Origin of the sequence: Pseudomonas sp. CFBP13508, from assembly GCF_005233515.1 — a bacterium.
Taxonomy (GTDB): Bacteria; Pseudomonadota; Gammaproteobacteria; order Pseudomonadales; family Pseudomonadaceae; genus Aquipseudomonas; species Aquipseudomonas mercuritolerans.
Map to the genome: position 1 here is coordinate 81435 of NZ_QFZZ01000004.1, position 19538 is coordinate 100972.

The 19538-nt window shown below is 56.3% G+C and carries 22 protein-coding genes; 8 read left to right on the forward strand and 14 right to left on the reverse strand.

What is annotated here, in order from left to right:
* Positions 1–468 precede the first annotated feature (468 nt).
* The 3 genes from PspCFBP13508_RS12490 to PspCFBP13508_RS12500 all read right to left on the reverse strand — a co-directional run bounded on the left by PspCFBP13508_RS12490 (position 469) and on the right by PspCFBP13508_RS12500 (position 3934).
* Entirely contained in the window at positions 469–1863 is a 1395-nt protein-coding gene (locus PspCFBP13508_RS12490) for an undecaprenyl-phosphate glucose phosphotransferase (RefSeq protein WP_122612703.1), read from the reverse strand.
* Between the two features lie 392 nt (positions 1864–2255).
* Positions 2256–2915, reverse strand: a complete 660-nt coding sequence (locus PspCFBP13508_RS12495) for a helix-turn-helix domain-containing protein (protein ID WP_137214683.1) — start codon at positions 2913–2915, stop codon at positions 2256–2258.
* A gap of 278 nt (positions 2916–3193) precedes the next feature.
* On the reverse strand, positions 3194–3934 hold the full coding sequence (locus PspCFBP13508_RS12500; RefSeq protein ID WP_137214684.1) for a winged helix-turn-helix domain-containing protein: 741 nt from the start codon (positions 3932–3934) through the stop codon (positions 3194–3196).
* Between the two features lie 569 nt (positions 3935–4503).
* On the opposite strand from PspCFBP13508_RS12500, the gene PspCFBP13508_RS12505 reads away from it, so the two are divergent.
* The gene (locus tag PspCFBP13508_RS12505) at positions 4504–5337 is read left to right on the forward strand and encodes an undecaprenyl-diphosphate phosphatase (protein ID WP_137214685.1); all 834 of its coding nucleotides are present in this window, start codon (positions 4504–4506) and stop codon (positions 5335–5337) included.
* 50 nt (positions 5338–5387) lie between these two features.
* Here the strand turns inward: PspCFBP13508_RS12505 and dusA are convergent, their stop codons facing one another.
* Positions 5388–6398 carry a tRNA dihydrouridine(20/20a) synthase DusA gene (gene dusA / locus PspCFBP13508_RS12510; protein ID WP_137214988.1) on the reverse strand — a complete coding sequence of 337 codons (1011 nt, stop codon included), beginning with the start codon at positions 6396–6398 and terminating at the stop codon, positions 5388–5390.
* Between the two features lie 126 nt (positions 6399–6524).
* Between dusA and PspCFBP13508_RS12515 the strand changes: the two genes are divergently transcribed.
* Positions 6525–6812: a hypothetical protein gene (locus PspCFBP13508_RS12515; RefSeq protein WP_130909764.1), complete on the forward strand. Its 288-nt coding sequence runs from the start codon at positions 6525–6527 to the stop codon at positions 6810–6812.
* A 15-nt stretch (positions 6813–6827) separates the two neighbouring features.
* Here the strand turns inward: PspCFBP13508_RS12515 and PspCFBP13508_RS12520 are convergent, their stop codons facing one another.
* From PspCFBP13508_RS12520 to PspCFBP13508_RS12535, 3 genes are all read right to left on the reverse strand, one after another.
* Complete coding sequence (locus PspCFBP13508_RS12520; protein WP_130909763.1) at positions 6828–7241, reverse strand: hypothetical protein; 414 nt, start codon at positions 7239–7241, stop codon at positions 6828–6830.
* 454 nt (positions 7242–7695) lie between these two features.
* Complete coding sequence (locus PspCFBP13508_RS12530) at positions 7696–8409, reverse strand: peptidoglycan recognition family protein (RefSeq protein ID WP_137214686.1); 714 nt, start codon at positions 8407–8409, stop codon at positions 7696–7698.
* 5 nt (positions 8410–8414) lie between these two features.
* On the reverse strand, positions 8415–8948 hold the full coding sequence (locus tag PspCFBP13508_RS12535) for a PAAR domain-containing protein (RefSeq protein ID WP_137214687.1): 534 nt from the start codon (positions 8946–8948) through the stop codon (positions 8415–8417).
* Between the two features lie 441 nt (positions 8949–9389).
* Here PspCFBP13508_RS12535 and PspCFBP13508_RS12540 point away from each other — a divergent pair, with 441 nt between their 5' ends.
* Positions 9390–9752 (forward strand): DUF6124 family protein, encoded by a 363-nt coding sequence (locus tag PspCFBP13508_RS12540; RefSeq protein WP_137214688.1) that lies wholly within the window; start codon positions 9390–9392, stop codon positions 9750–9752.
* 93 nt (positions 9753–9845) lie between these two features.
* Here PspCFBP13508_RS12540 and PspCFBP13508_RS12545 read toward each other — a convergent pair whose 3' ends face one another.
* From PspCFBP13508_RS12545 to PspCFBP13508_RS12570, 6 genes are all read right to left on the reverse strand, one after another.
* The gene (locus PspCFBP13508_RS12545; protein WP_137214689.1) at positions 9846–10634 is read right to left on the reverse strand and encodes a transporter substrate-binding domain-containing protein; all 789 of its coding nucleotides are present in this window, start codon (positions 10632–10634) and stop codon (positions 9846–9848) included.
* A gap of 58 nt (positions 10635–10692) precedes the next feature.
* Positions 10693–11562, reverse strand: a complete 870-nt coding sequence (gene copD, locus PspCFBP13508_RS12550) for a copper homeostasis membrane protein CopD (protein WP_137214690.1) — start codon at positions 11560–11562, stop codon at positions 10693–10695.
* A gap of 3 nt (positions 11563–11565) precedes the next feature.
* Positions 11566–11940, reverse strand: coding sequence for a copper homeostasis periplasmic binding protein CopC (gene copC, locus PspCFBP13508_RS12555; protein ID WP_137214691.1), 375 nt, complete (start codon positions 11938–11940; stop codon positions 11566–11568).
* Positions 11941–11972: 32 nt separating this feature from the next.
* Positions 11973–12842, reverse strand: a complete 870-nt coding sequence (locus PspCFBP13508_RS12560) for a copper resistance protein B (protein WP_137214692.1) — start codon at positions 12840–12842, stop codon at positions 11973–11975.
* Between the two features lie 11 nt (positions 12843–12853).
* Positions 12854–14551, reverse strand: coding sequence for a copper resistance system multicopper oxidase (locus tag PspCFBP13508_RS12565; protein WP_137214693.1), 1698 nt, complete (start codon positions 14549–14551; stop codon positions 12854–12856).
* 102 nt (positions 14552–14653) lie between these two features.
* Positions 14654–15124 (reverse strand): hypothetical protein, encoded by a 471-nt coding sequence (locus PspCFBP13508_RS12570; RefSeq protein WP_137214694.1) that lies wholly within the window; start codon positions 15122–15124, stop codon positions 14654–14656.
* Positions 15125–15288: 164 nt separating this feature from the next.
* On the opposite strand from PspCFBP13508_RS12570, the gene PspCFBP13508_RS12575 reads away from it, so the two are divergent.
* From PspCFBP13508_RS12575 to PspCFBP13508_RS12590, 4 genes are all read left to right on the forward strand, one after another.
* Entirely contained in the window at positions 15289–15957 is a 669-nt protein-coding gene (locus PspCFBP13508_RS12575; RefSeq protein WP_137214695.1) for a ribonuclease T2, read from the forward strand.
* 108 nt (positions 15958–16065) lie between these two features.
* On the forward strand, positions 16066–16593 hold the full coding sequence (locus PspCFBP13508_RS12580; protein WP_275550477.1) for a PAAR domain-containing protein: 528 nt from the start codon (positions 16066–16068) through the stop codon (positions 16591–16593).
* A 4-nt stretch (positions 16594–16597) separates the two neighbouring features.
* Positions 16598–17329, forward strand: a complete 732-nt coding sequence (locus PspCFBP13508_RS12585) for an alpha/beta hydrolase (RefSeq protein WP_137214697.1) — start codon at positions 16598–16600, stop codon at positions 17327–17329.
* On the forward strand, positions 17326–17847 hold the full coding sequence (locus PspCFBP13508_RS12590) for a hypothetical protein (RefSeq protein WP_137214698.1): 522 nt from the start codon (positions 17326–17328) through the stop codon (positions 17845–17847). Before PspCFBP13508_RS12585 ends, PspCFBP13508_RS12590 begins: the two co-directional genes overlap by 4 nt.
* 15 nt (positions 17848–17862) lie before the next feature.
* On the opposite strand, the gene PspCFBP13508_RS12595 is transcribed toward PspCFBP13508_RS12590, so the two are convergent.
* Positions 17863–18720 (reverse strand): LysR substrate-binding domain-containing protein, encoded by an 858-nt coding sequence (locus PspCFBP13508_RS12595; protein WP_137214699.1) that lies wholly within the window; start codon positions 18718–18720, stop codon positions 17863–17865.
* Between the two features lie 109 nt (positions 18721–18829).
* Between PspCFBP13508_RS12595 and PspCFBP13508_RS12600 the strand changes: the two genes are divergently transcribed.
* Positions 18830–19537 carry a haloacid dehalogenase type II gene (locus tag PspCFBP13508_RS12600; protein ID WP_137214700.1) on the forward strand — a complete coding sequence of 236 codons (708 nt, stop codon included), beginning with the start codon at positions 18830–18832 and terminating at the stop codon, positions 19535–19537.
* Position 19538 lies beyond the last annotated feature (1 nt).

Sequence of the window (19538 nt, forward strand, 5' to 3'; positions counted from 1 at the left end):
TCCGGCACATCCAACATCTGCATCGCCTGACACAACGCTTTCGCGAGCAGGCTCACTCCCACAGGGGGTTGTGTTACAGCACAGTTTTCGACCCGAACCCTGATCCCTGTGGGAGCGAGCCTGCTCGCGAATGGTCCGGCACATCCAACATCTCCAGTGCCTGACACACCGCTTTCGCGAGCAGGCTCGCTCCTACACTTGATCGGCGTCACGCCACACATCCTGGTCATCACCCGAATCCCTGTGGGAGCGAGCCTGCTCGCGATGGTCCGGCACATCCAACATCTCCATCGCCTGACACACCGCTTTCGCGAGCAGGCTCGCTCCCACAATTGGACGGCATCACGCCACACATCCTGGTCATCACCCAAACCCCTGTGGGAGCGAGCCTGGAGTCGATACTGGTTACCCAAATCCCGGCCACAAAAAAGGGGACTTTCGTCCCCTTGTGATCTGCAGCGCTGAGCCTCAGTAAATATCCTTCGACAACAACGTAAACGGCGTTTTCACCAGGATCTTCAGATCCAGCCACAACGACCAACTGTTGATGTACTGCAGGTCAATCTCGACACGCTTTTGCATCTTGTCGATGGTATCGGTCTCGCCGCGGCAGCCGCTGATCTGTGCCAGGCCAGTGATGCCCGGTTTGATTCGGTGACGCGCCATGTAAGCGAGAATCTTGCCCGAGTAATAGTTGTTGTGCGCCACCGCATGCGGCCGCGGCCCCACCAGCGCCATATGCCCCTGCAACACGTTGAACAGTTGCGGCAACTCATCCAGCGAAGTGCGGCGGATAAAACGACCTACTGCGGTAATGCGCGAGTCATTGCGGCTGGCCTGTTTTACTTCGCGGTCATCGTGGACACGCATCGAGCGGAATTTCCAGACCTTGATCACCTTGCCGTTCCAGCCATGGCGGTCCTGCTTGAAAAATACCGGGCCGGGCGAGTTGAGTTTCACTGCCAGAGCGATGATCAGCAGCAGCGGACTGAGGGCGATGATCGCCAGAAATGCCACGGTCTTCTCAACCAGACTTTTGCTCAGCGCAGCGGTCGGACGGCTGGTCAGCGGGCTTTCGTTCAAGTAGATCGCCGGCAGGCCGTCCACGACTTTCACCGAGTGGTTGAGCAGGGTCAGGCTGTTCAAGTCCGGCACCCACACCACATCGACGTTGGCCCCGAGCAAATCGACATACATCGCTTCGATTTTCGCTGCTTCGCACAGCGGCAGGGTGATGTACAAGCGGCGGATGTCGTGGGCTTCGATCAGCTCGAGCAACTCATCCTGAGCGCCAACGACACGCGGTGCGTCGGAAGCGAGGACTGGTTTGTCGCCGTTGCTGACCAGGCCGATCAGCGGCAGGTTTTCCAGTTGGCTGAGTTTCTTCGCCAGGCCCAACGCCAGTTCGCCAGTGCCGACGATCAGCGTGCGGTGCTCGCTTTTACGCGAACGCTGGTAGTACTTGGAAAACGCATGCAGCGGCGCGTAGAGGAAGGCCTGACCGAGGAAGCCGTACACCGCCCAGCTCAGGATCACCTGACGGGAAAACAGCTCGTCGGCTTGGCAGACAAACGCGATGCACGCCAGCGCGGCCATGGTCATCGACCAGCCCATGAACAAGCGGCCGAGGCCGGTCAGGTAGTTGTCGCGTTTGCGATAAACGCCGCTGAATGTGTAAGCCGGCACCGACGCCAGGACGGCGAGGGTGGCACACATTCGGTAATAGAACGCGACGGTGCCGGTGTGCTGTTCAGCGAGGATGAACAGCAGCGTCACAACGAAAGCCTGTGCCAGCGCCCATTGGCCCCAAAAGGTCAGTCCCTTGAGGCCCGTGCTTCGATTAATACTGAGAGAAAGATCCATACGATATCCCCAAAAGACGTCCATTCAGGTTTCAACAGTTGAAAGCCGAGTTGTTATGCAGACTTATTGTTTTTGTTTTAGCGAGTGTCTTGAGGTAACAACATCGAGAGCCGAACTGTCGTCAGCCAATAGACTAAGTTATTGCCGGGGATGGTGTCTGACGAGTTCTAACAAGATGGCACTGTGCCAACTTTTTAATATTTAAATAGAGGGCTGTTAGAAAAGGTCGTAGAGAGGGGGGATGAAAAAATGAGGGCGTATTTGTTACTGTTGAAAGATGAAGGCAGGGAGGCGTTTATCAATTCAGGGAGGGGGGAATCAAACAGAGTGCTCTTCTTGTTGTTGTGGTCGCACTTTATATCTGTTTGTCTGGGTTTGAAGGTCGGCTTCGGTTACGCAACGACTTCCTGGATCAGGCAATATCCGCGATTTCTAACGGCTCGGAACAATCGCTCGCCATTGCTTGCGCTCTTGAACTTGTCCTGCAACCGGCTCAGGCACATTTCCAGGCCACGGTATTGCTCGGGTTCCCGACCAATGCTGATGATCAAGTCATCACGACTGACCACGCGCTCTTCATGGCTCAGCATTTTCCGCACCAGCGCGGTTTCCAGGCCAGTCAGGCTGATCGCAACATTGTCCTTGAGCAACACGCCTTGTTCATCGTCGAGATGCCAGGTATCGCTGCAAGGCTCAGTGCTCTCGCTGACATTTGAGATATGAGCGCCTTCTGCACTGCGGGTCGGGAAGCTTTGAAACGGATTGTCTGTTTGCGCGGCTCGCCATTCATTTTCAAGAGTGGCCAGTATGCGTTGAGTATCATGTTCGATACTGCGCGCAACATTCTTTCGGCTGAGGCTTGGGTAACTGAACTCCATGACCATCGGGGCGGAAGAGGGCGAAGCAACACCTTCAACAAACATTTGTGCCTGCGACGTGCCAAACGAATTGAAACGTTTACTGGACAAGATGGTTTCCAGTTCACGTTGCGACGTTGTGCTGTGCGTCACAACAACAAAATATTTTCTGGGGAGGGTTGTACTCGTTTCCATGTCTCTCTCCTAAATACACACCAAAATTGGCTAAAAGATAAATCGGCAGGCGAGCAATGACTTCCTCGGAAGTAATCGTAGGCAGGGTTCGGGCCGAAAATGGCCCTCGATAAATTCCACTCGATCTGCTGCTATGTTATGGAGTTTTATTGTTATTAGGCGTGATGCCGTGCTCATTCAAGTGCTTGAGTTTTAATAAGTATGAAGCGCGATTGAAACGATATGGCTGCATCAGACGATCCTTCGTACGTATGCAAAAGGGGAAGACTGTCCGAGACTCAGGCAGTCGATATCAGGCCCCGCATCAGGCGATAGCCGTAGCCGCGGATGCTCTGAATCGCGTTTGTACCATACATGTCCTTGATTTTTCCACGCAAGCGACTGATTGATTTTTCCAGTGCCCGAGGGTCGTAGAAATTGCTGTTGAGGCCCATGATGCTGGCGATTTCATCATGGCTCAGAATGTGATTGCCGGTGTTCGCAAAGGCTTCGAGGATCTTCATCTCGGCGAAGGAGATATCGAGTTTGCGCCGACTGTCCATCAGGCAGATCCGTGTCGGATCAAGCGTTAGATTGATATCTCGCTGCCAGTCTTCGCTGTTGAAGAATTCAGTCAGCAACTCGTCGCTGTCATCGCCCAGTGTGTTGAGCTTGATACAGGCATCCGCCCCAGCAAGAAAATACTTGAGTTTGTTAACGGCGCCGCGGCCGGTGACGACTGCGCAAATAAGCGGTTTCAAGTTGTCATTGCGCAGGTTCTGCACCAGGGCCAGATTATCTTCGAGCGCCTGTGGGCTATCGATGATGAGGAAAATGGCGCGATATGAACCGATGTAACCTTGTTCTTTATACGAACTAGTGAAGGCACCTGTTTCCAGGATCATATCGGACTGCACGTGCTTTGCGATCAGCGATCTGAAATGATCAGCCACACCCAGTGTACGACCCAGCGCAAGAACACCGGATTCATCATTTGTCGGGCGCGGACTTCTCGTCGCCAAGTTCCCTGAGAGCATCATGCGTTGACTCGAATTAGGTGCTGACATCGGGATGTTAAAGCACCGGTTCTCATCTGTGACTGACAATTGGTAACATTTACGCGGATTTTAGACACATCTCCCGAGTTTTCTAACAATAAGTAAGCTTTTCAAGCTTTTAGTTGATTTTCTCGAGGTTGTGAACTAACGCGTAGATGATGGCTATATGCAATGGTGCCACTATTTTGAGCTTGTGGCGATGGCTTTGTCTATGTCCTTTTGCCACTGATTGGCCATGTCAACAATGTGTGAAGTTGATCACACTTCATATCTGAACTGAAATATTTGTAGTAATAGATGTAAATTTTTTCAGTCTAGTTCGTCGGCCGACGATTACTAACATGACTTGAGTGTGGCTATTCGTTAGACCTATTCTTCGAAATCAAAAGATCGCAGCCTTCGGCAGCTCCTACAGGGAAATGCATTCCCAATGCAGGAGCTGCCGAAGGCTGCGATCTTTGATCTTCATATGCGCCAATTATGTAACTCAGATACTCAACCCTGAGTGTTATTGACTGGTCGCTCACCCTGAGTGCTCTGACGGAGGATTAATGGATTTCTGGACCCTTTTCCAGGTATTGATATTAGGCGCGGTAGAAGGCCTGACTGAGTTCCTGCCCATCTCGAGTACCGGCCACCAGATTATTGTCGCCGACCTGCTTGAATTCGGCGGTGAACGCGCGATGGCGTTCAACATCATTATTCAACTGGGGGCCATTCTTGCTGTGGTCTGGGAGTTTCGTCCGAAGATCTTCGAAATCGTCAAAGGCCTGCCCACCGAGCGCAACGCGCAACGTTTCACCCTTAATCTGCTGATCGCGTTTTTCCCGGCCGTTATCCTCGGCGTGTTATTCGCCGACGCGATTCATGAATACCTGTTCAACCCGATCACCGTTGCGGTGGCGCTAGTAGTCGGTGGCATCGTCATGCTGTGGGCCGAACAGCGCAGCCATGTAGTCAGCGTCGAACATGTCGACGACATGCGCTGGTCCCACGCGTTGAAGGTCGGTTTCGTACAATGCCTGGCGATGATTCCCGGCACCTCGCGTTCCGGCTCGACGATCATCGGCGGTCTGCTCTTCGGCCTTTCGCGCAAAGCCGCCACCGAGTTCTCGTTCTTCCTCGCCATGCCGACCATGGTTGGCGCCGCCGTGTACTCCGGCTACAAATACCGCGACCTGTTCCAGCCCAACGACCTGCCAGTATTCGCCCTCGGCTTCGTCACCGCCTTCATCTTCGCCATGATCGCCGTGCGTGGCCTGCTGAAATTTATCGCCAACCACAGCTATGCCGCGTTCGCGTGGTACCGGATCGGTTTTGGTTTGTTGATTCTGGCGACTTGGGTGTTTGGCTGGGTGAACTGGACGGCGGCTGCTGCCGCTTGAGGCGTCAAGCCAGGCGAATCAAACCGCCTGGCTGGAGTGAGGGGAGGGCATCAACGCCCTTCAAGCAACTCAGCCGCCTGATCCAGCAACGCCAACGGATCCTTGGCCTTGTGAATATCCACCGACAACAACTGACGAAACTTGCGCGCCCCGGGGAACCCTGTGCCCAGGCCCAGCACATGGCGCGTGATGTGATGCATCGCACCACCGGCCAGCAGATGTTCGGCGATATAAGGCCGTAATTGCGCCAACGCCTCAGCGCGGCTGATCACCGGTGCAGTACTGCCGAACAGTTGCTGATCGACCTCCGCCAGCAAATACGGATTGTGATAAGCCTCACGCCCGAGCATCACGCCATCGAAGGTCTGCAAATGCTCATGGCAGGCCTCCATCGTCTTGATCCCGCCGTTCAGCACAATCTCCAGCTCCGGAAAATCCGCCTTCAACTGCGCCGCGACGTCATAGCGCAACGGCGGAATGTCGCGATTCTCCTTCGGCGACAACCCCTCCAGAATCGCAATCCGCGCATGCACGGTGAAACTCGTGCACCCTGCATCCCGCACAGTCCCGACGAAATCGCACAGCTCGGCATAACTGTCGCGCCCGTTGATGCCGATCCGGTGCTTCACCGTCACCGGAATCGACACCGCATCACGCATCGCCTTCACACAATCGGCCACCAACTGCGGATGCCCCATCAGGCACGCGCCGATCATGTTGTTTTGCACACGATCACTCGGGCAGCCGACGTTCAGGTTCACCTCGTCGTAGCCATGTTCCTGGGCCATGCGCGCGCAGGCGGCGAGATCGAGCGGAACACTACCGCCGAGCTGCAACGCGAGCGGGTGCTCGGCTTCGTTGTGACGCAGGAAACGTTCGTGATCACCGTTTAGGAGCGCGCCGGTGGTGACCATTTCGGTGTAGAGCAGGGCGTGCTTGGACAGGAGGCGCAGGAAGTACCGGCAATGGCGGTCCGTCCAATCCATCATGGGTGCCACACTGAAGCGCCGAGACGGCTCAGGCGTTGGTTTTACTGGGCTAAAGCTCTGATTCTGGACCATTTTACTCAACGTGTTTTCGACGTGATTTCGGGCGTTTTCAAGGGTTTTCAGCATCTGTTGGTACGATGTACCCATTCGAAGCCAATACGTACCACTTTCGTTTGTGGCAGCTGTAGGACATGAAAAATGGCTGATGGAAGCACTGCGCTTCACCGCGCAGCACCGCATCTGCCGGAATGGGTTGCAAGTCTACCAAGAGAGCGAGATTTGCGCCCCGGAAACGAACTACACGAGCGCGAATCAGAGCTGGATGAGCGGGCGATCAAGTGGGCGATAACGCAGGTTCGAGTGCATCAATGGCTGCACTTACGTTCAGTCTTGGTTGCGCTGGAAAGAGTGAATGGCATTCTCGGCGTAGAGTGGGGCGCTGCCGCCCCATCTATGACGATCGATGTGGTCGACCTAATTTCATGAGGGCTCACGACTAACTCATGGTCGGAAAGGGTCAGTTTCGCCAGTGCATTGTTTCAATCGAGCAATAACGTCCGGGCCGGTTTTAGCAATATCGACCCTGCCTGTTGCATCCAAATAGATGTCAATAGTTCGGCCCCATTTGGGGCTGATGTCCACGCACCTCTGAAAACCTTTATCAGTCCACCAATCAAACATCATGAAAAAGTCGTCATCAGGGAATAGGTAGCCGAACTCAACGGCTGAGCCACCGTGCTTGATATCGCCTCTATGAATCCTGTCCTGAGTATTCCAAACGTAGTGAAATTCTTCCTCACTGTTCAGTGAAAAATTCACCGCTACAACTGGGGAGCAGAAGTACCAGAAAAAAAGGACGATGAGCGGCAGAAGGATCCACCGTACATACCGGCGTCCGACTTTATTTGCATCCATGTGGCTTGATACCTTTTTCCATCGCTAGGTTGTATTGTCAGTATCAATTCCAAGATCATTTTAATGTTAACCCCGGCGGGGGGGGGCAGTAAAAAGCTGGGCAGGGGCATGGAGTATTCGTTCAGAAGATCGTTCTGCCTATGATGTATATGCTGAGATGAAGGTGGAAACTATCTCTTCTTGCATAGTTCGAGCTCCTCTTGGTTATGCAGGTCAGTAGTCACCCCGAGCCGATATTTGCAGTACTGAATTACCAACTGTCGTTCCGTACCGCTTAACTCACCTACAGTTTTGTCATCTGATTCGTACGCGAAAATATTTTCAAATTTCATTTGAAATGTCGGACTTTTCTTGATGAAGAACACTTTTTCTGGATAAGCGTCCTCCATCTTTTCATAGAAGCCGACGTATAGGACAACGACACAGATAATTGTGGAGATGATAAGAAGCGATTTCATGACGAAGGCGGTCGCAAGAGTTTGGTTTTGATTCGAAGGTTTTTTACCAGTTCCATGCCAATATTGCCTGGACAAATCTTCCCTTCGCCGGCCTGCATTGGGAATTCACGATGTCCTCCTAACGTTGTCACCCTGAAAACACTGGTCAGGGCCTGAATCAACTTCAGAAGAGTGTCAATCTGAATGGCAGGAATTTTCTGATCCATATTGCCATTGAAGGTTTCAAGAGCCTGACGGGCAAAAGCCACCATGTCTCCACCTTCTTCGGCAGTCGTCAGGTTCTCCAGCAAAACGATCCCAATTACACCAGTGTTGTAGTTATGTACGCTTGAGCCTTTGAATCGTATGTCACGTCCTTCAAAGACTTTCCCCGTGCAGTCGATACCATAGTGATAACCGATGTCATCAAACTTGGCTTGATGCTCACTTTGGATTGCCCGCATTTGTCCTGCCCCAGCACCGCAACCCATACTCCGGCCGGCATGGTGAAGGGCGATCATTGAGTAGTCCCAATCATCGACCATTTCGCCTTTTGCTTTATGTGCTCCCCAAGAGGATCTTTCCACAAATTCGCATTTGTTTTTGTGGAGAAGCCTGATAATCGCTTCCCTTGTTGCAGCTCTATCATTGACCGTGATAGTCGTGGGGACAATCGGCGCGCCTGGTTTGATTTCCGCTGCTTTTGCTTCAGTAGTAAATTGTTCGGCCATAGTGTTCAATCCGTGAGTTCGCTGAGCGTCCGAGCTGGTGAGGTGAAGTCGATGGTAACTGAAATAGCAGCATCTTTTGTTGGGGTCTTAACGGTCGCTGCTCCTGTACTATCGGTAACACCGGTAATCTTTTGACCATTAACGATTGCGCTGAAATTCCTTCCTGCCAAGGGCTGGCCTGTTTCGCTGTCAACGATGCTGAAGGTGTGCCCATAAGTTTTCTGCAGCAATAGGGGAAGCGGGGCAATAAATGGTGCCGGACTATGCGAGTCACCAATAATCACGGTGCCCGAGCCGCCGATGACGATGTCTCCATGGGTGCCTACCGTACCTACCAAGGGAGCATTCTTACCGTTGATAAATACAGTCGAGGACACTGCTGACGCCAAAGCGCTGCCGCAGGTGCAAGTATCGCCTTTGGTCGCGGCTGCAAGACCGTCGAAGAAAACATCGGGAGATCCGGACGCGATAGCTTTCGGACCGTGTCCAGGGATAGGGCAATTGGTGGGATCGGTAATACGAGCTGCTGGCTTTGCCATGTCTGACTTCCTGTCTACGATTTTGCCAAGTGGAACTGTATCAGACTCGATTTGAACTTTGGCTCGGGATTTTTAAACGGTTACGCTGGCGCTTGTTTAAATCTGACTAGTGAAAGTCATCCGAAGCCTACGTTGTCTTGCGCCTCCCCCTACACCTAAGACAGAATCCGCCGGCTTGTGCGTCTAGCCTGCGGGTTCTATCGTCCCTGGGTCACTGAAAGCAGTGATCGGGTTTGGTAGCCCGCCTCGTGTCTAGATGCATTGCGTCACCTGATTCAGGTCGCTTCTCAGCGCTCGAATATCATGGTGGTCATGCGTGGGGTCCATTCGTGGGCGCCGGGTTCTAGTGCGACCGGTCTACCAACCCGCGTATGGCCGCCACCCTTCGTTTGGTAGCGAGGGTGATGGCTCCTTTTGGTAATCGCGCTAGAGGATTCATCCATGTTCAAACCCACACCAAATCCCCCCGAAACCAATCCCGCATCCCCCTACAAATCCCCAGACTCAAAAAAACTCCACGACGCCGCCGAGCGTGCGCTGGATTATTACCTGCCTCCCGCCAGTCACATCAAAGCCTCCACCAACCAGCCCGAACGCATGTTCCTCGCCAACCCGGCTTACGACAGTGAGTCCCTGTTGGCCAACGCCAGCGAATCACTGGGTTCGGCCAGCATCATGCTCAACGACTTCGCCGCGTTACTGGAAAACTCGCAGCGCAAGACGTTATTGGGCATCGCCCAAGTAGTGATGCTGGGAGAGATCGCAGTGAATCAGGCGTTGGACAAAGTTGAAGTGAAGGCTTGAAGCGAACCTCGCGGTGACGGAGCGGTTATCCGTCACCGCGAGGCTAAATAGTTAGCTGAACATTCGCTTTCACCGCTGCACGACGAATAACGGTTACTGCCCCGGCACCGCAATCCACTCACCCAACGTCTGCTGATACTTGCCAGTGACCTTGCTCAAATGCAGCCACTGATCGACATACACTTTCCAACTCATGTCATCACGCGGCAGCAAGTAAGCCTTCTCCCCGTACTGCATGTACTTATGCGGATTCACTGCGCACAACCCCGGTTTGAGTTTCTGCTGATACAGCGCTTCCGAGGCGTCGGTGATCATCACGTCGGCTTTGTTGTCGAGCAGTTGCTGGAAGATCGTCACGTTGTCGTGCAGGGCCAGCTGTGCCTTGGGCAGGAAGGCGTGGACGAAGGCTTCGTTGGTGCCGCCGGCAGGTTCCACCAGGCGCACGTTGGGCTGGTTGATCTGGTCGATGGTCTGGTATTTGGACTGGTCGGCGCAGCGCACCAGCGGGATTTTGCCGTCAGTGTCGAGGGTGTTGCTGAAGTAGGCTTTTTTCTGCCGTTCCAGTGTGACCGAGATGCCGCCCATGCCGATGTCGCATTTGCCGGCCTGCATGTCGGGCATCAGGGTTTTCCAGGTGGTCTGCACCCATTGCACCTTGACGCCGAGGCTGTCGGCCAGGGAGCGGGCCATGCTGATGTCGATGCCTTCGAAGTCGCCGTCGTTGCGCTTGAAGGTGTAGGGCTTGTAGTCGCCGGTGGTGCAGACGCGCAACTGGCCTTGTTGTTGAATGCTGTCAAGGTGGGACGTGGCGGGGTCGGCGTGAGCGCCAGTCGCCAGGGTCAGCAGGCCGCCGAGGATCATCGTGCTTTTTAGTGTTGTCATTGAGATCGGGCTTCTGAAAGGGAAGGTGGCCCAGTGTAGTGAAAGCCTTCCTCGGGTGTCATCCTGGGTCCGGACTCAAGGTGCCCAGCCACGCCACCAGCGCCACGATCAGCAGGGCAAGGGCCAGCTCCATCACGACGCTGCGCCGCAGCGCGTTCGCGGCGATGAGGTGCTGGCCGTCGCGCAGTGATCGTTGCAGTGACGGTCCAAGATGAAAGCGGTTCAACGCAGCGAGCACCAGCATCACGGCAAACGCCAGCACCTTGATCGCCAGCAGCAGCCCGTAGGTGCCGAACAGCACTCCGTCGAGCCTTGGGCCGACGATGAAAAGATAATTCATCACGCCGGTGACCGACACCGTCAGCACGATCACCGCGCCCACCCATTCGAAGCGTTTCACTGCATCGGCGAGCAAGCGAAGGCGTGTGTCACCGATCCGTCCGCTCGCCATCAACACCAGCGCCAGCAAGGCACCCAACCAGGCTCCCGCCGCAAGCAAGTGCAAGATGTCGCTGAGAAAGTGCCAGAACCGCAGCCATCCTTCGTCCATTGCGCCATGCCCGCTCCACGCCAGCGAAGCGAGGGCAATGGCGCCTGCCAACGACGCTGGCCACAGACCCGGTCGGATCACCACGATGGCCAGCGCTGTCATCCGCAGTGCCCACGCCAGGCCGACGTCCGTTTCCAGCAGCATCATCTGCAGGTGCGGCCACAAAGCCGCGAGCTGTGTTTCGCCACTCATGGCGCGGGTCATCAGCACCAGCCCGGCCACTGACAGCAATGCCCCTGTCACTGCCATGCCCCGCAACAACGGACGGAACCGCAGCAGCGCGTTGAAGCTGTACAAGCCAAACAACGCCAGCCCGAACAACAGCAGCAAATCCACATACAAGGCGAACCGCAGGATGATGTTGAGCAGGTCCGCCATTGTTCACTTCACTTTGAACGTGACGTTACCGGTGATCGGGTGCGTGTCGGCGGACACCGCGCGCCACTGCACCTGATAGGTGCCGGCAGGCAGCGGGGCGAGCGGGGTGATCAGCATGGTTTTCGGATCGCTGCTGGCGCTGACTTTGGCTTTCATCGGCATCGGCGAGTGAGCCATGCCACCCATTTCGGTCATTACCAGTTTGGCGCCGGAGAATTGCGTGACCAGGTTCTCGGAAAAGTGCAGCTCGATCCTGTTCGGCGCGGCACCTTCCGCGCCTTCGGCCGGCGTTGACGAAAGCAGTTTTGGGTGGGCCTGGGCGAGGGTGCTCAGGAGCAATCCGCTGGCGAATATCAGGGGCAGGGTCAATGTGCGCATGCAAGGTCTCCAATTTGTTTTTTTAGAAGAATTCAGAACCACAGCCTGACCCCGAGGACCAGGCGCGCCTCACTGCGATCCTCGTCTTCTTCGCCGGCATAGTCAGCGGTGTTGCCGTAAGTGCGATTCCACGTCACGCCGATATAAGGCGCGAATTCGCGGCGGATTTCATAACGCAACCGCAGGCCCGCCTCGGTATTGGACAACCCTGAGCCGATGCCTCGCTGCGGATCGTTTTTGCCGTAGATATTCAGTTCAGCGGTCGGCTGCAGGATCAGTCGATTGGTCAGCAGGATGTCGTAGTCGCCCTCCAGCCGTACCGCACTCTGGCCGCCCTTGCCAAGGAAGGCCGTGGCTTCGGCCTCGAAGTTGTACAGCGCCATGCCTTGCACGCCGAACGCGGCCCAGGTTTGCGGTGCGCCGGGTTTGAAGTCCTGACGCACGCCGCTGACCACGTCCCACCATGGTGAAATCGCGTGGCCCCATAGCGCTTGAATTTCCGCGTCTTCAGTCTTGCCGTTGTTGCGCTCGCCTTCAGAGCGCAGCCACAGCCGATCGGTATCCCCGCCGATCCAGCCGGACAGATCCCAGGCCAAAGCGCTGCCGTCATCGGCGTTCTGCCATTCGAGTTTGTCGGCTAGAAAGTAGCTGTTTATAACGCTGTCATGCACTTGATGACCGCCGGGGCTGGTGAACACCGCAGCGCGGTCGGCGTCGGTCACGGGCGGAATCGGCGTGCGGCTTTTGCTGGGCGCGGCGGGCTGCATCATGCCGTCGTCCATGCTTTGCATTGCCGAATGATCCATCCCGGGCATCTGGCTATGGTCCATGCCGTGCATGGCGTCGGCGGCCATGGCTGAGGTGCCGGCGAGCAGCAGCGAAAACACGCTGAGTCGAGTCATGATCGGCCTCTTCATTCTTCCACCCGCACTTCGCGGAACATGCCCGTTTCCATGTGATAAAGCAGATGACAGTGATAGGCCCAGCGGCCGAGGGCGTCGGCGGTGACGCGATAGCTGCGGCGGCTGCCGGGCGGCATGTCGATGGTGTGTTTGCGCACCTGAAAGTTGCCGTTTTCGTCCTCCAGATCGCTCCACATCCCGTGCAGGTGGATCGGGTGGGTCATCATGGTGTCGTTGACCAGCACCAGGCGGATGCGCTCGCCGTATTTCAGCCGTAGAGGCTCAGCATCGGAGAACTTGATGCCGTTGAACGACCAGGCGAATTTCTCCATGTGGCCGGTCAGGTGCAGCTCTATCGTGCGGCTCGGATCGCGGCCGTCCGGGTCCTCGAAGGTGCTGCGCAGGTCGGCGTAGGTCAGCACTCGGCGGCCGTTGTTGCGCAGGCCGAGGCCTGGGTCGTCGAGCTTTGGCGCGGTGATCATGGCCTGCATGTCCACCAGCGGATTATTGTTTTCACTGTCGGGATGGTCTTGCATCGGGCCCATGGCGGAGTGATCCATGGCGCTCATGTCCATGCTGCCGTGATCCATGCCGCCCATGCCCATGTCGTCCATGCTCACCAATGGACGCGGATCCAGCGCCGGCACTGCTGCCGACATGCCGGCGCGTGTGGCGAGAGTGCCACGGGCGTAACCGCTGCGATCCATCGCCTGAGCGAACAGGGTGTACGCCTCGCTTTCAGGTTCAACGATCACGTCATAGGTCTCGGCCACGGCAATGCGCAGTTCATCGACGCTGACCGGTTTGACGTGCAGGCCATCGGCAGCCACCACCGTCATCTTCAGTCCCGGAATGCGCACATCGAAATAGGTCATGGCCGAGCCGTTGATCAGGCGCAGGCGCAGTTTTTCGCCGGGACGGAACAGCCAGGTGAAGTTGTCATCGGGGGCCTGGCCGTTGAGCAAAAAGGTATACGTGGCGCCACTGACGTCGGCGATGTCGGTGGGGTTCATGTTCATTTGCGCCCACATCGTGCGATCGGCAACCGTGGCGCCCCAGCCTTTCTCACCGACATCGTTGATAAAGTCGCCGACGGTGCGTTTGTGGAAGTTGTAGTAGTCGGACTGTTTTTTCAGGGTCTTCATCAGTCTGGCCGGGTCTTCGTCGGTCCAGTCGCTGAGCATCACCACGTAGTCGCGATCGTACTGGAACGGTTCCGGCTCTTTGGCCTCAATGACCAGCGGCCCATAGACGCCGGCCTGCTCCTGTAAGCCGGAATGGCTGTGATACCAGTAGGTGCCGTGTTGCCGAACCTTGAACTGGTAAACGTACACGCCGCCCGGTTCGATGCCGTGGAAACTCAGACCCGGCACGCCGTCCATGTTCGCCGGCAGCAGAATGCCGTGCCAGTGAATCGAGGTGTCGGCCGTGAGCCGGTTTCGCACCCGCAGCGTCACGGTATCGCCTTCGCGCCAGCGCAACAGCGGACCGGGCAGGCTGCCATTGATGGTCATCGCCGTGCGTGCAGAACCCGTGAAATTGACCGGAGTTTCGCCGATGAACAACTCGAATTCGTTACCGCTCAGTTCGTTGACGGGCGCGGCGCCGTTCAGTGCCCAGACCGGTGTACGCCAGAGCCCGAGGCCACCGAGCAAGCTACCGGCGGCCAGGCCTTTGACAAAAGTGCGTCTTGTGAGAATGGAAGGCATGCGCTGGAAATCCCCGTCTGGCTCATGACAGAGAGACTAGCCAGCCCCGGCTTTCAGTTGGCTGAGGCAAACATTACAGTTTTGTCAGTTAACCCGGGCGGCTTACAGGCTTAACCCTTGCTGCACCACCTGCAGCAGATTGTTTTCCGTCAGCGCGATCGCATCCAGCTCCTGGCCGGTCTCGATAGTCTGCAACCACCAATGGCTTTCGCCATGCTCGTCAACCGTGCGCAGCAACGACTGATCACGCCCCGGCACCTTGATCTCGACACGTCCGCAACCGTCCTCGGTAAACCGCGCAATCGGATCGAAAATCAGACTGTGATTGTTCGCTTCGATCACCAACTGGTCGATGGCGTAGTCATGGCTTTCACCATCCGGCGAAGTTTCGCAAACGTGCGTAGGATTTCGCCGAATCTTCAGTCCTACTTCGGTGACTGGCTGTAGCCAGGCTTCGATGCGGTGGTACAAGTCGTATACCTGAGCAGGCCAGCAATCGATTTCCAGCGCCGCATCAGCCTGGGTATGCCGTGTCTGCTTGAGTCTGGCGGCGAGTTCGTCTGCTTTACTCATGTCGGTTCCCTTGTTGGATGTCTGCCTGTTCAGCGTAGACCTTTGCACGGCGCAGGGCCTTGCCTTGCGTCATGCGCTTGCAATACAAGCGTGTCGAAATCAGCACTGGCCAAGCCTGGCCAACAACGAAAACCACGGACGCAGGCGTCCCAAGGAACGGGTTAATGAAAAAGCTGTTTACAATTCTGGCGCTGATCGCGCTGACGGCCGGTAGCATTGGCATGAGTTCGGCGCGTCAGCCGGCGTCGAACAAAGCGCAGGCCGAATCGGTGGCGGGGGTGTTCGACTATTACCTGCTGGCGCTGTCCTGGTCGCCGACCTTTTGTCTGACGCACAAGGACGACGCGCAGTGCACCGGCAAGGGTTATGGTTTTGTCCTGCACGGTTTGTGGCCGCAATACGCCAAGGGCGGCTGGCCAGAATCCTGCCCACCGCTGACCAGGCTATCGGCGGCAGAAACCAGCAAGGGCCTGACGATGTACCCGACGAAAAAACTCCTCGATCACGAATGGTCCAAGCACGGTACCTGCAGCGGTCTTGGCGCGGAGGGCTATCTGGACAATTCCGATCAGGCCCTCGGCGCGGTGAAGATTCCGCAGGCGTTACAGCCGTTCGGCTCGACGTCGTACTACTTCGAAGCGCAGGAAATTGTCGATCTGTTTCGCAAGGCCAATCCGGGTATTCCTGAAGACGGAATTGCGGTGGTTTGCAGCGGCCCGCAGCTGTCGGAAGTGCGGGTGTGCATGGACAGGGATTTGCAGTTCGGCGTGTGTGGCAAAGGGGTGAAGACGCAGTGTCGGGCGGGGGATATTCGGGTGCCGCCGGTACGGTAAGCCATCCGTAATGAGCCAGGAAAAACAGGCGCTCCCGTGAGCGCCTGTTTTTTTGGCCTGAGGATTTGAAGGGGAGGGCAAATTCGCGCATGCTGCGCGCCTCAAAGGATCTGCACGACACATTGCAAGGAGCTGTTCATGAGCGGAAAACCCGCTGCCCGCGTCACCGACCCCACCGCCTGCCCGTTGCCGGGACACGGCACCAACCCGATCGTCAGCGGCTCGCCGAATGTCAATTTTGATGGACTGGCGGCTGCGCGCATGACCGACAAGTCCGCTTGCGGCAGTGCGATCAGCGGCGCTGTATCTGGCACCGTGTTCATCAATGGCTTGAACGCGGCGATGCTGGACAGCACCGGTGGCCACGGCAATGTCGTCATCGGCGGTTCAGGCACGGTGATCATTGGCGACACCGTAGTCGCGGCGCCTTTCAGTGGTCTGCTGCCGATGCCGGTGCACTTCACCGACAAGCTGAAACTGGTCAACGATGTGACCGGTGAACCGATGCCCAACCATCCCTACATGATCCAGCGCGCCGACGGGCGCATGGAGCATGGCGTGTCTGATGCCGACGGATTTACCCATGAAGTCAGTTCGCACCTGCCTGAAACCATCAAACTGTTTCTGGAGGAGTGAGGCAATGACTGCTGAGACGGTAACGTGCGCGAAGGGCAACACTTACAAGCTGCAAAAGGAGCATACGCTGACCGACAAGAAGGATGTCAGCGCCAAGCCTGTGCCGGTGGAAAGTACCAAGGCGATCGTGCTTTTTATTGGTGGGGCTGGGGATAAGGAAAGTTATTACTTTTCTGGGCCTTATGGAAACATCCAAGAGGCGCGCAAGGAATTTGATGAGCGAGCTTTAACGCTTGCGAGGGAAGGGAAATACAAGTCGGATTGGTTGGGTTACAACCAAGTCAAAGGAAAGCAGGATATCCAGCGGTACGTCCTGAGTCTGATCCCCTACAAGAGCTGTCCCGTATACATCATTGGGCATAGCCTCGGTGGGTGGAATGGCGCGCACCTGACGAAGTTAATGTCGGATTGGAATTACAGAGTTCAAATGTTAATTACCCTTGATCCGGTGGGTGAGGGGGCTTTGGTCTGGGCTGGCTCAGACATTTACTTTGGCGCTCCCGATCCAGTCGCTCATGATTGGATAAACGTCAAGGCAACGCCATCCAGAAGAAACTCATCAGACGGAGTCGCGGATTTTGGCGAGAAATGGACAATTTCATGCGGACCTTCATTGAACATCAATGTTGACACCAATCACGCTAATGCCTTGGGTTTGTTTACCGCACGTATCGCCGGGGGAAAAACGGCGAGTGATCTTCTCTTCGACTCGATCATGAAGGAGTTTCCAGCATGAACAAGACGTTGCTTTGCGCGTTTCTGGCTATTTGCTCGGGATGCGCCAAAGATCATGTTATGCCTGCCGCTCACCTGAAATTCATGTCAGTTGAAAGAGAGCAGTCTGTTTTATACGTAATCAAATATCAGTCTGATGTTGATATTCTGGATCTTTTTGGACTAGGCGAGCGGGAAGGAATTATCTCAGGCATGCTCAAATGCGCTTTGGCTGACGATCAGGATTTCTCAGTAGGCAAAGGCATTCGGTTTTCCTCATACGGCTTGATCAGATCCGACAAAACAAAAAGCGAGAGTGGCAAATTCTCTTACTTCACCCGAGCCTTCATGAGTGAAACTTCCAGCGATCAAAGTTCGGAAAGACATTTGTCCGTAGCGGAGCTGAACAACCTCCTCGCCAACAAAACCCAAATCCCCTGCAAGGTCGTCATCACCGCCTTCGGCTACAAACCCTACTACTCAAACACCATGAACATCCCCACCGCCGACCTGCTCCGGGAAATCAACAAACCCGAATAACCCCCCGCGGGGGATTCAGGCAAATCCCCCCGCATCCACCCCCAATTCCCCACGCAAAAACTCCACCAGCCCCCGCTGCAACCCGCTCAACACTCCCTCACGACTAACCAGCGCCAGTTCCGTCGGCGCCAACTCCGGCAGATCCGTACACACCTCATGCTCTGGCAATAGCGCCGAAACCGGCAACACCGAAACCCCTAACCCAGACGCCACCGCCGCTTGAATCCCGGTCAGGCTGTGGCTGCCGAACGCCACTCGCCACGGTCGCTGCGCTACATCGAGCAGGCGAATCGCCCGTTGTCGATACAGGCAGCCCTGCGGAAACAGCGCCAGCGGCAGCACACCGCTGGAGGTGTCCAATTCGGTGCCTTTGACCCACACCAGTCGTTCCGGCCAGGTGGCCCATGCCGGGCCGCTGTCGGGTTCGCGTTTGATCAGGGCAATGTCGATGTCGCCGGCGTCGAGGCGTTGGCGCAGGTCGAGGCTCATGCCGCTGATGGTTTCCAGGCGCGCTTGCGGATGGTTGCGGGTAAAACCGGCGAGGATCAGCGCCATGCGCCGGGCGTCGAAGTCTTCCGGCATGCCGATGCGCAGCACTTCCAGATCGACGTCGCTGGCCAGCGCTTGCGTGGCTTCGGCGGACAGCGCCAGTAACCGGCGCGCATAGTGGATCAGCAGTTCGCCGTGTTCGGTGACCGCGACGTTCACTCCGCTGCGGTCGCGCAGGAGTAGCGGGTGGCCGACCAGATCTTCGAGTTTGCGCACCTGCTGGCTGACCGTCGATTGCGTGCGGTGCACACGTTCGGCGGCGCGGGTGAAGCTGCCTTCGTCGACCACGCAGACAAAGGTTTTCAGCAATTCGAGATCCAGCATGGCAGCATTCCTGATAGTGGTTTTGCGAATGACGATCGAGCATTTATTTAATTTCACACTATCACCGCGCGCTCATAAGCTGAAGTCCTCACTCTGGAGGAATCGACCGATGACCTTGAACAACACGCCACGCCCGCACTGGCTGACCTTCGATTGCTACGGCACGCTGATCCAGTGGGATGAAGGCCTGAAAGCCGTGGTCGAGAAAATACTCAGCGACAAGGGCCAGCACGCCATCGACGCCGATAAGTTGATCGAAGTCTACGACCGTCACGAGCACCGTCTCGAACAAACGCCGCCGCACCGTTCCTTTCGCGAACTCAGCACCCTCGGCCTGCAACTGGCGCTGGCAGAGTTGGGCTTGCCGAGCCAGCCCGAGGACAGTCAACGCCTGGCGTCAGCCATCCCGAACATGCCGCCATTTGCCGAAGTGGTCGACACCCTCGCGCAGCTCAAAGCCATGGGCTTCAAGCTGTGCATCGTCTCCAACACCGACGACGACATCATTGCCGGCAACGTCGCGCAGCTCGGCGGCCATATCGACCGGGTGATCACCGCGCAACAGGCCGGTGCCTACAAACCGGCGCCGCGCCTGTTCGACTACGCTCATGAGCAATTGGGCGTGACCCGGGATGAAGTGGTGCACATCTGCGCCAGCCCCATGCTCGATCACACGGCGGCGCGGGACATGGGTTTTCGATGCGTGTGGATCGATCGCGGCACGGGTCGTCAGTTGTTGCCCGACTACCGGCCCGACGCGATCCTCTCCAGCCTCGATCAACTGCTGCCGCTGTTCAAATCCCTCGGCTGGACCTAAG

Excerpts from the sequence above, each read along its gene's own strand:
- PspCFBP13508_RS12490 (WP_122612703.1), bottom strand. The coding sequence starts at position 1,863 with ATGGATCTTTCTCTCAGTATTAATCGAAGCACGGGCCTCAAGGGACTG.
- PspCFBP13508_RS12495 (WP_137214683.1), bottom strand. The coding sequence starts at position 2,915 with ATGGAAACGAGTACAACCCTCCCCAGAAAATATTTTGTTGTTGTGACG.
- PspCFBP13508_RS12500 (WP_137214684.1), bottom strand. The coding sequence starts at position 3,934 with ATGATGCTCTCAGGGAACTTGGCGACGAGAAGTCCGCGCCCGACAAAT.
- PspCFBP13508_RS12505 (WP_137214685.1), top strand. The coding sequence starts at position 4,504 with ATGGATTTCTGGACCCTTTTCCAGGTATTGATATTAGGCGCGGTAGAA.
- dusA (WP_137214988.1), bottom strand. The coding sequence starts at position 6,398 with ATGGTCCAGAATCAGAGCTTTAGCCCAGTAAAACCAACGCCTGAGCCG.
- PspCFBP13508_RS12515 (WP_130909764.1), top strand. The coding sequence starts at position 6,525 with ATGGCTGATGGAAGCACTGCGCTTCACCGCGCAGCACCGCATCTGCCG.
- PspCFBP13508_RS12520 (WP_130909763.1), bottom strand. The coding sequence starts at position 7,241 with ATGGATGCAAATAAAGTCGGACGCCGGTATGTACGGTGGATCCTTCTG.
- PspCFBP13508_RS12530 (WP_137214686.1), bottom strand. The coding sequence starts at position 8,409 with ATGGCCGAACAATTTACTACTGAAGCAAAAGCAGCGGAAATCAAACCA.
- PspCFBP13508_RS12535 (WP_137214687.1), bottom strand. The coding sequence starts at position 8,948 with ATGGCAAAGCCAGCAGCTCGTATTACCGATCCCACCAATTGCCCTATC.
- PspCFBP13508_RS12540 (WP_137214688.1), top strand. The coding sequence starts at position 9,390 with ATGTTCAAACCCACACCAAATCCCCCCGAAACCAATCCCGCATCCCCC.
- PspCFBP13508_RS12545 (WP_137214689.1), bottom strand. The coding sequence starts at position 10,634 with ATGACAACACTAAAAAGCACGATGATCCTCGGCGGCCTGCTGACCCTG.
- copD (WP_137214690.1), bottom strand. The coding sequence starts at position 11,562 with ATGGCGGACCTGCTCAACATCATCCTGCGGTTCGCCTTGTATGTGGAT.
- copC (WP_137214691.1), bottom strand. The coding sequence starts at position 11,940 with ATGCGCACATTGACCCTGCCCCTGATATTCGCCAGCGGATTGCTCCTG.
- PspCFBP13508_RS12560 (WP_137214692.1), bottom strand. The coding sequence starts at position 12,842 with ATGACTCGACTCAGCGTGTTTTCGCTGCTGCTCGCCGGCACCTCAGCC.
- PspCFBP13508_RS12565 (WP_137214693.1), bottom strand. The coding sequence starts at position 14,551 with ATGCCTTCCATTCTCACAAGACGCACTTTTGTCAAAGGCCTGGCCGCC.
- PspCFBP13508_RS12570 (WP_137214694.1), bottom strand. The coding sequence starts at position 15,124 with ATGAGTAAAGCAGACGAACTCGCCGCCAGACTCAAGCAGACACGGCAT.
- PspCFBP13508_RS12575 (WP_137214695.1), top strand. The coding sequence starts at position 15,289 with ATGAAAAAGCTGTTTACAATTCTGGCGCTGATCGCGCTGACGGCCGGT.
- PspCFBP13508_RS12585 (WP_137214697.1), top strand. The coding sequence starts at position 16,598 with ATGACTGCTGAGACGGTAACGTGCGCGAAGGGCAACACTTACAAGCTG.
- PspCFBP13508_RS12590 (WP_137214698.1), top strand. The coding sequence starts at position 17,326 with ATGAACAAGACGTTGCTTTGCGCGTTTCTGGCTATTTGCTCGGGATGC.
- PspCFBP13508_RS12595 (WP_137214699.1), bottom strand. The coding sequence starts at position 18,720 with ATGCTGGATCTCGAATTGCTGAAAACCTTTGTCTGCGTGGTCGACGAA.
- PspCFBP13508_RS12600 (WP_137214700.1), top strand. The coding sequence starts at position 18,830 with ATGACCTTGAACAACACGCCACGCCCGCACTGGCTGACCTTCGATTGC.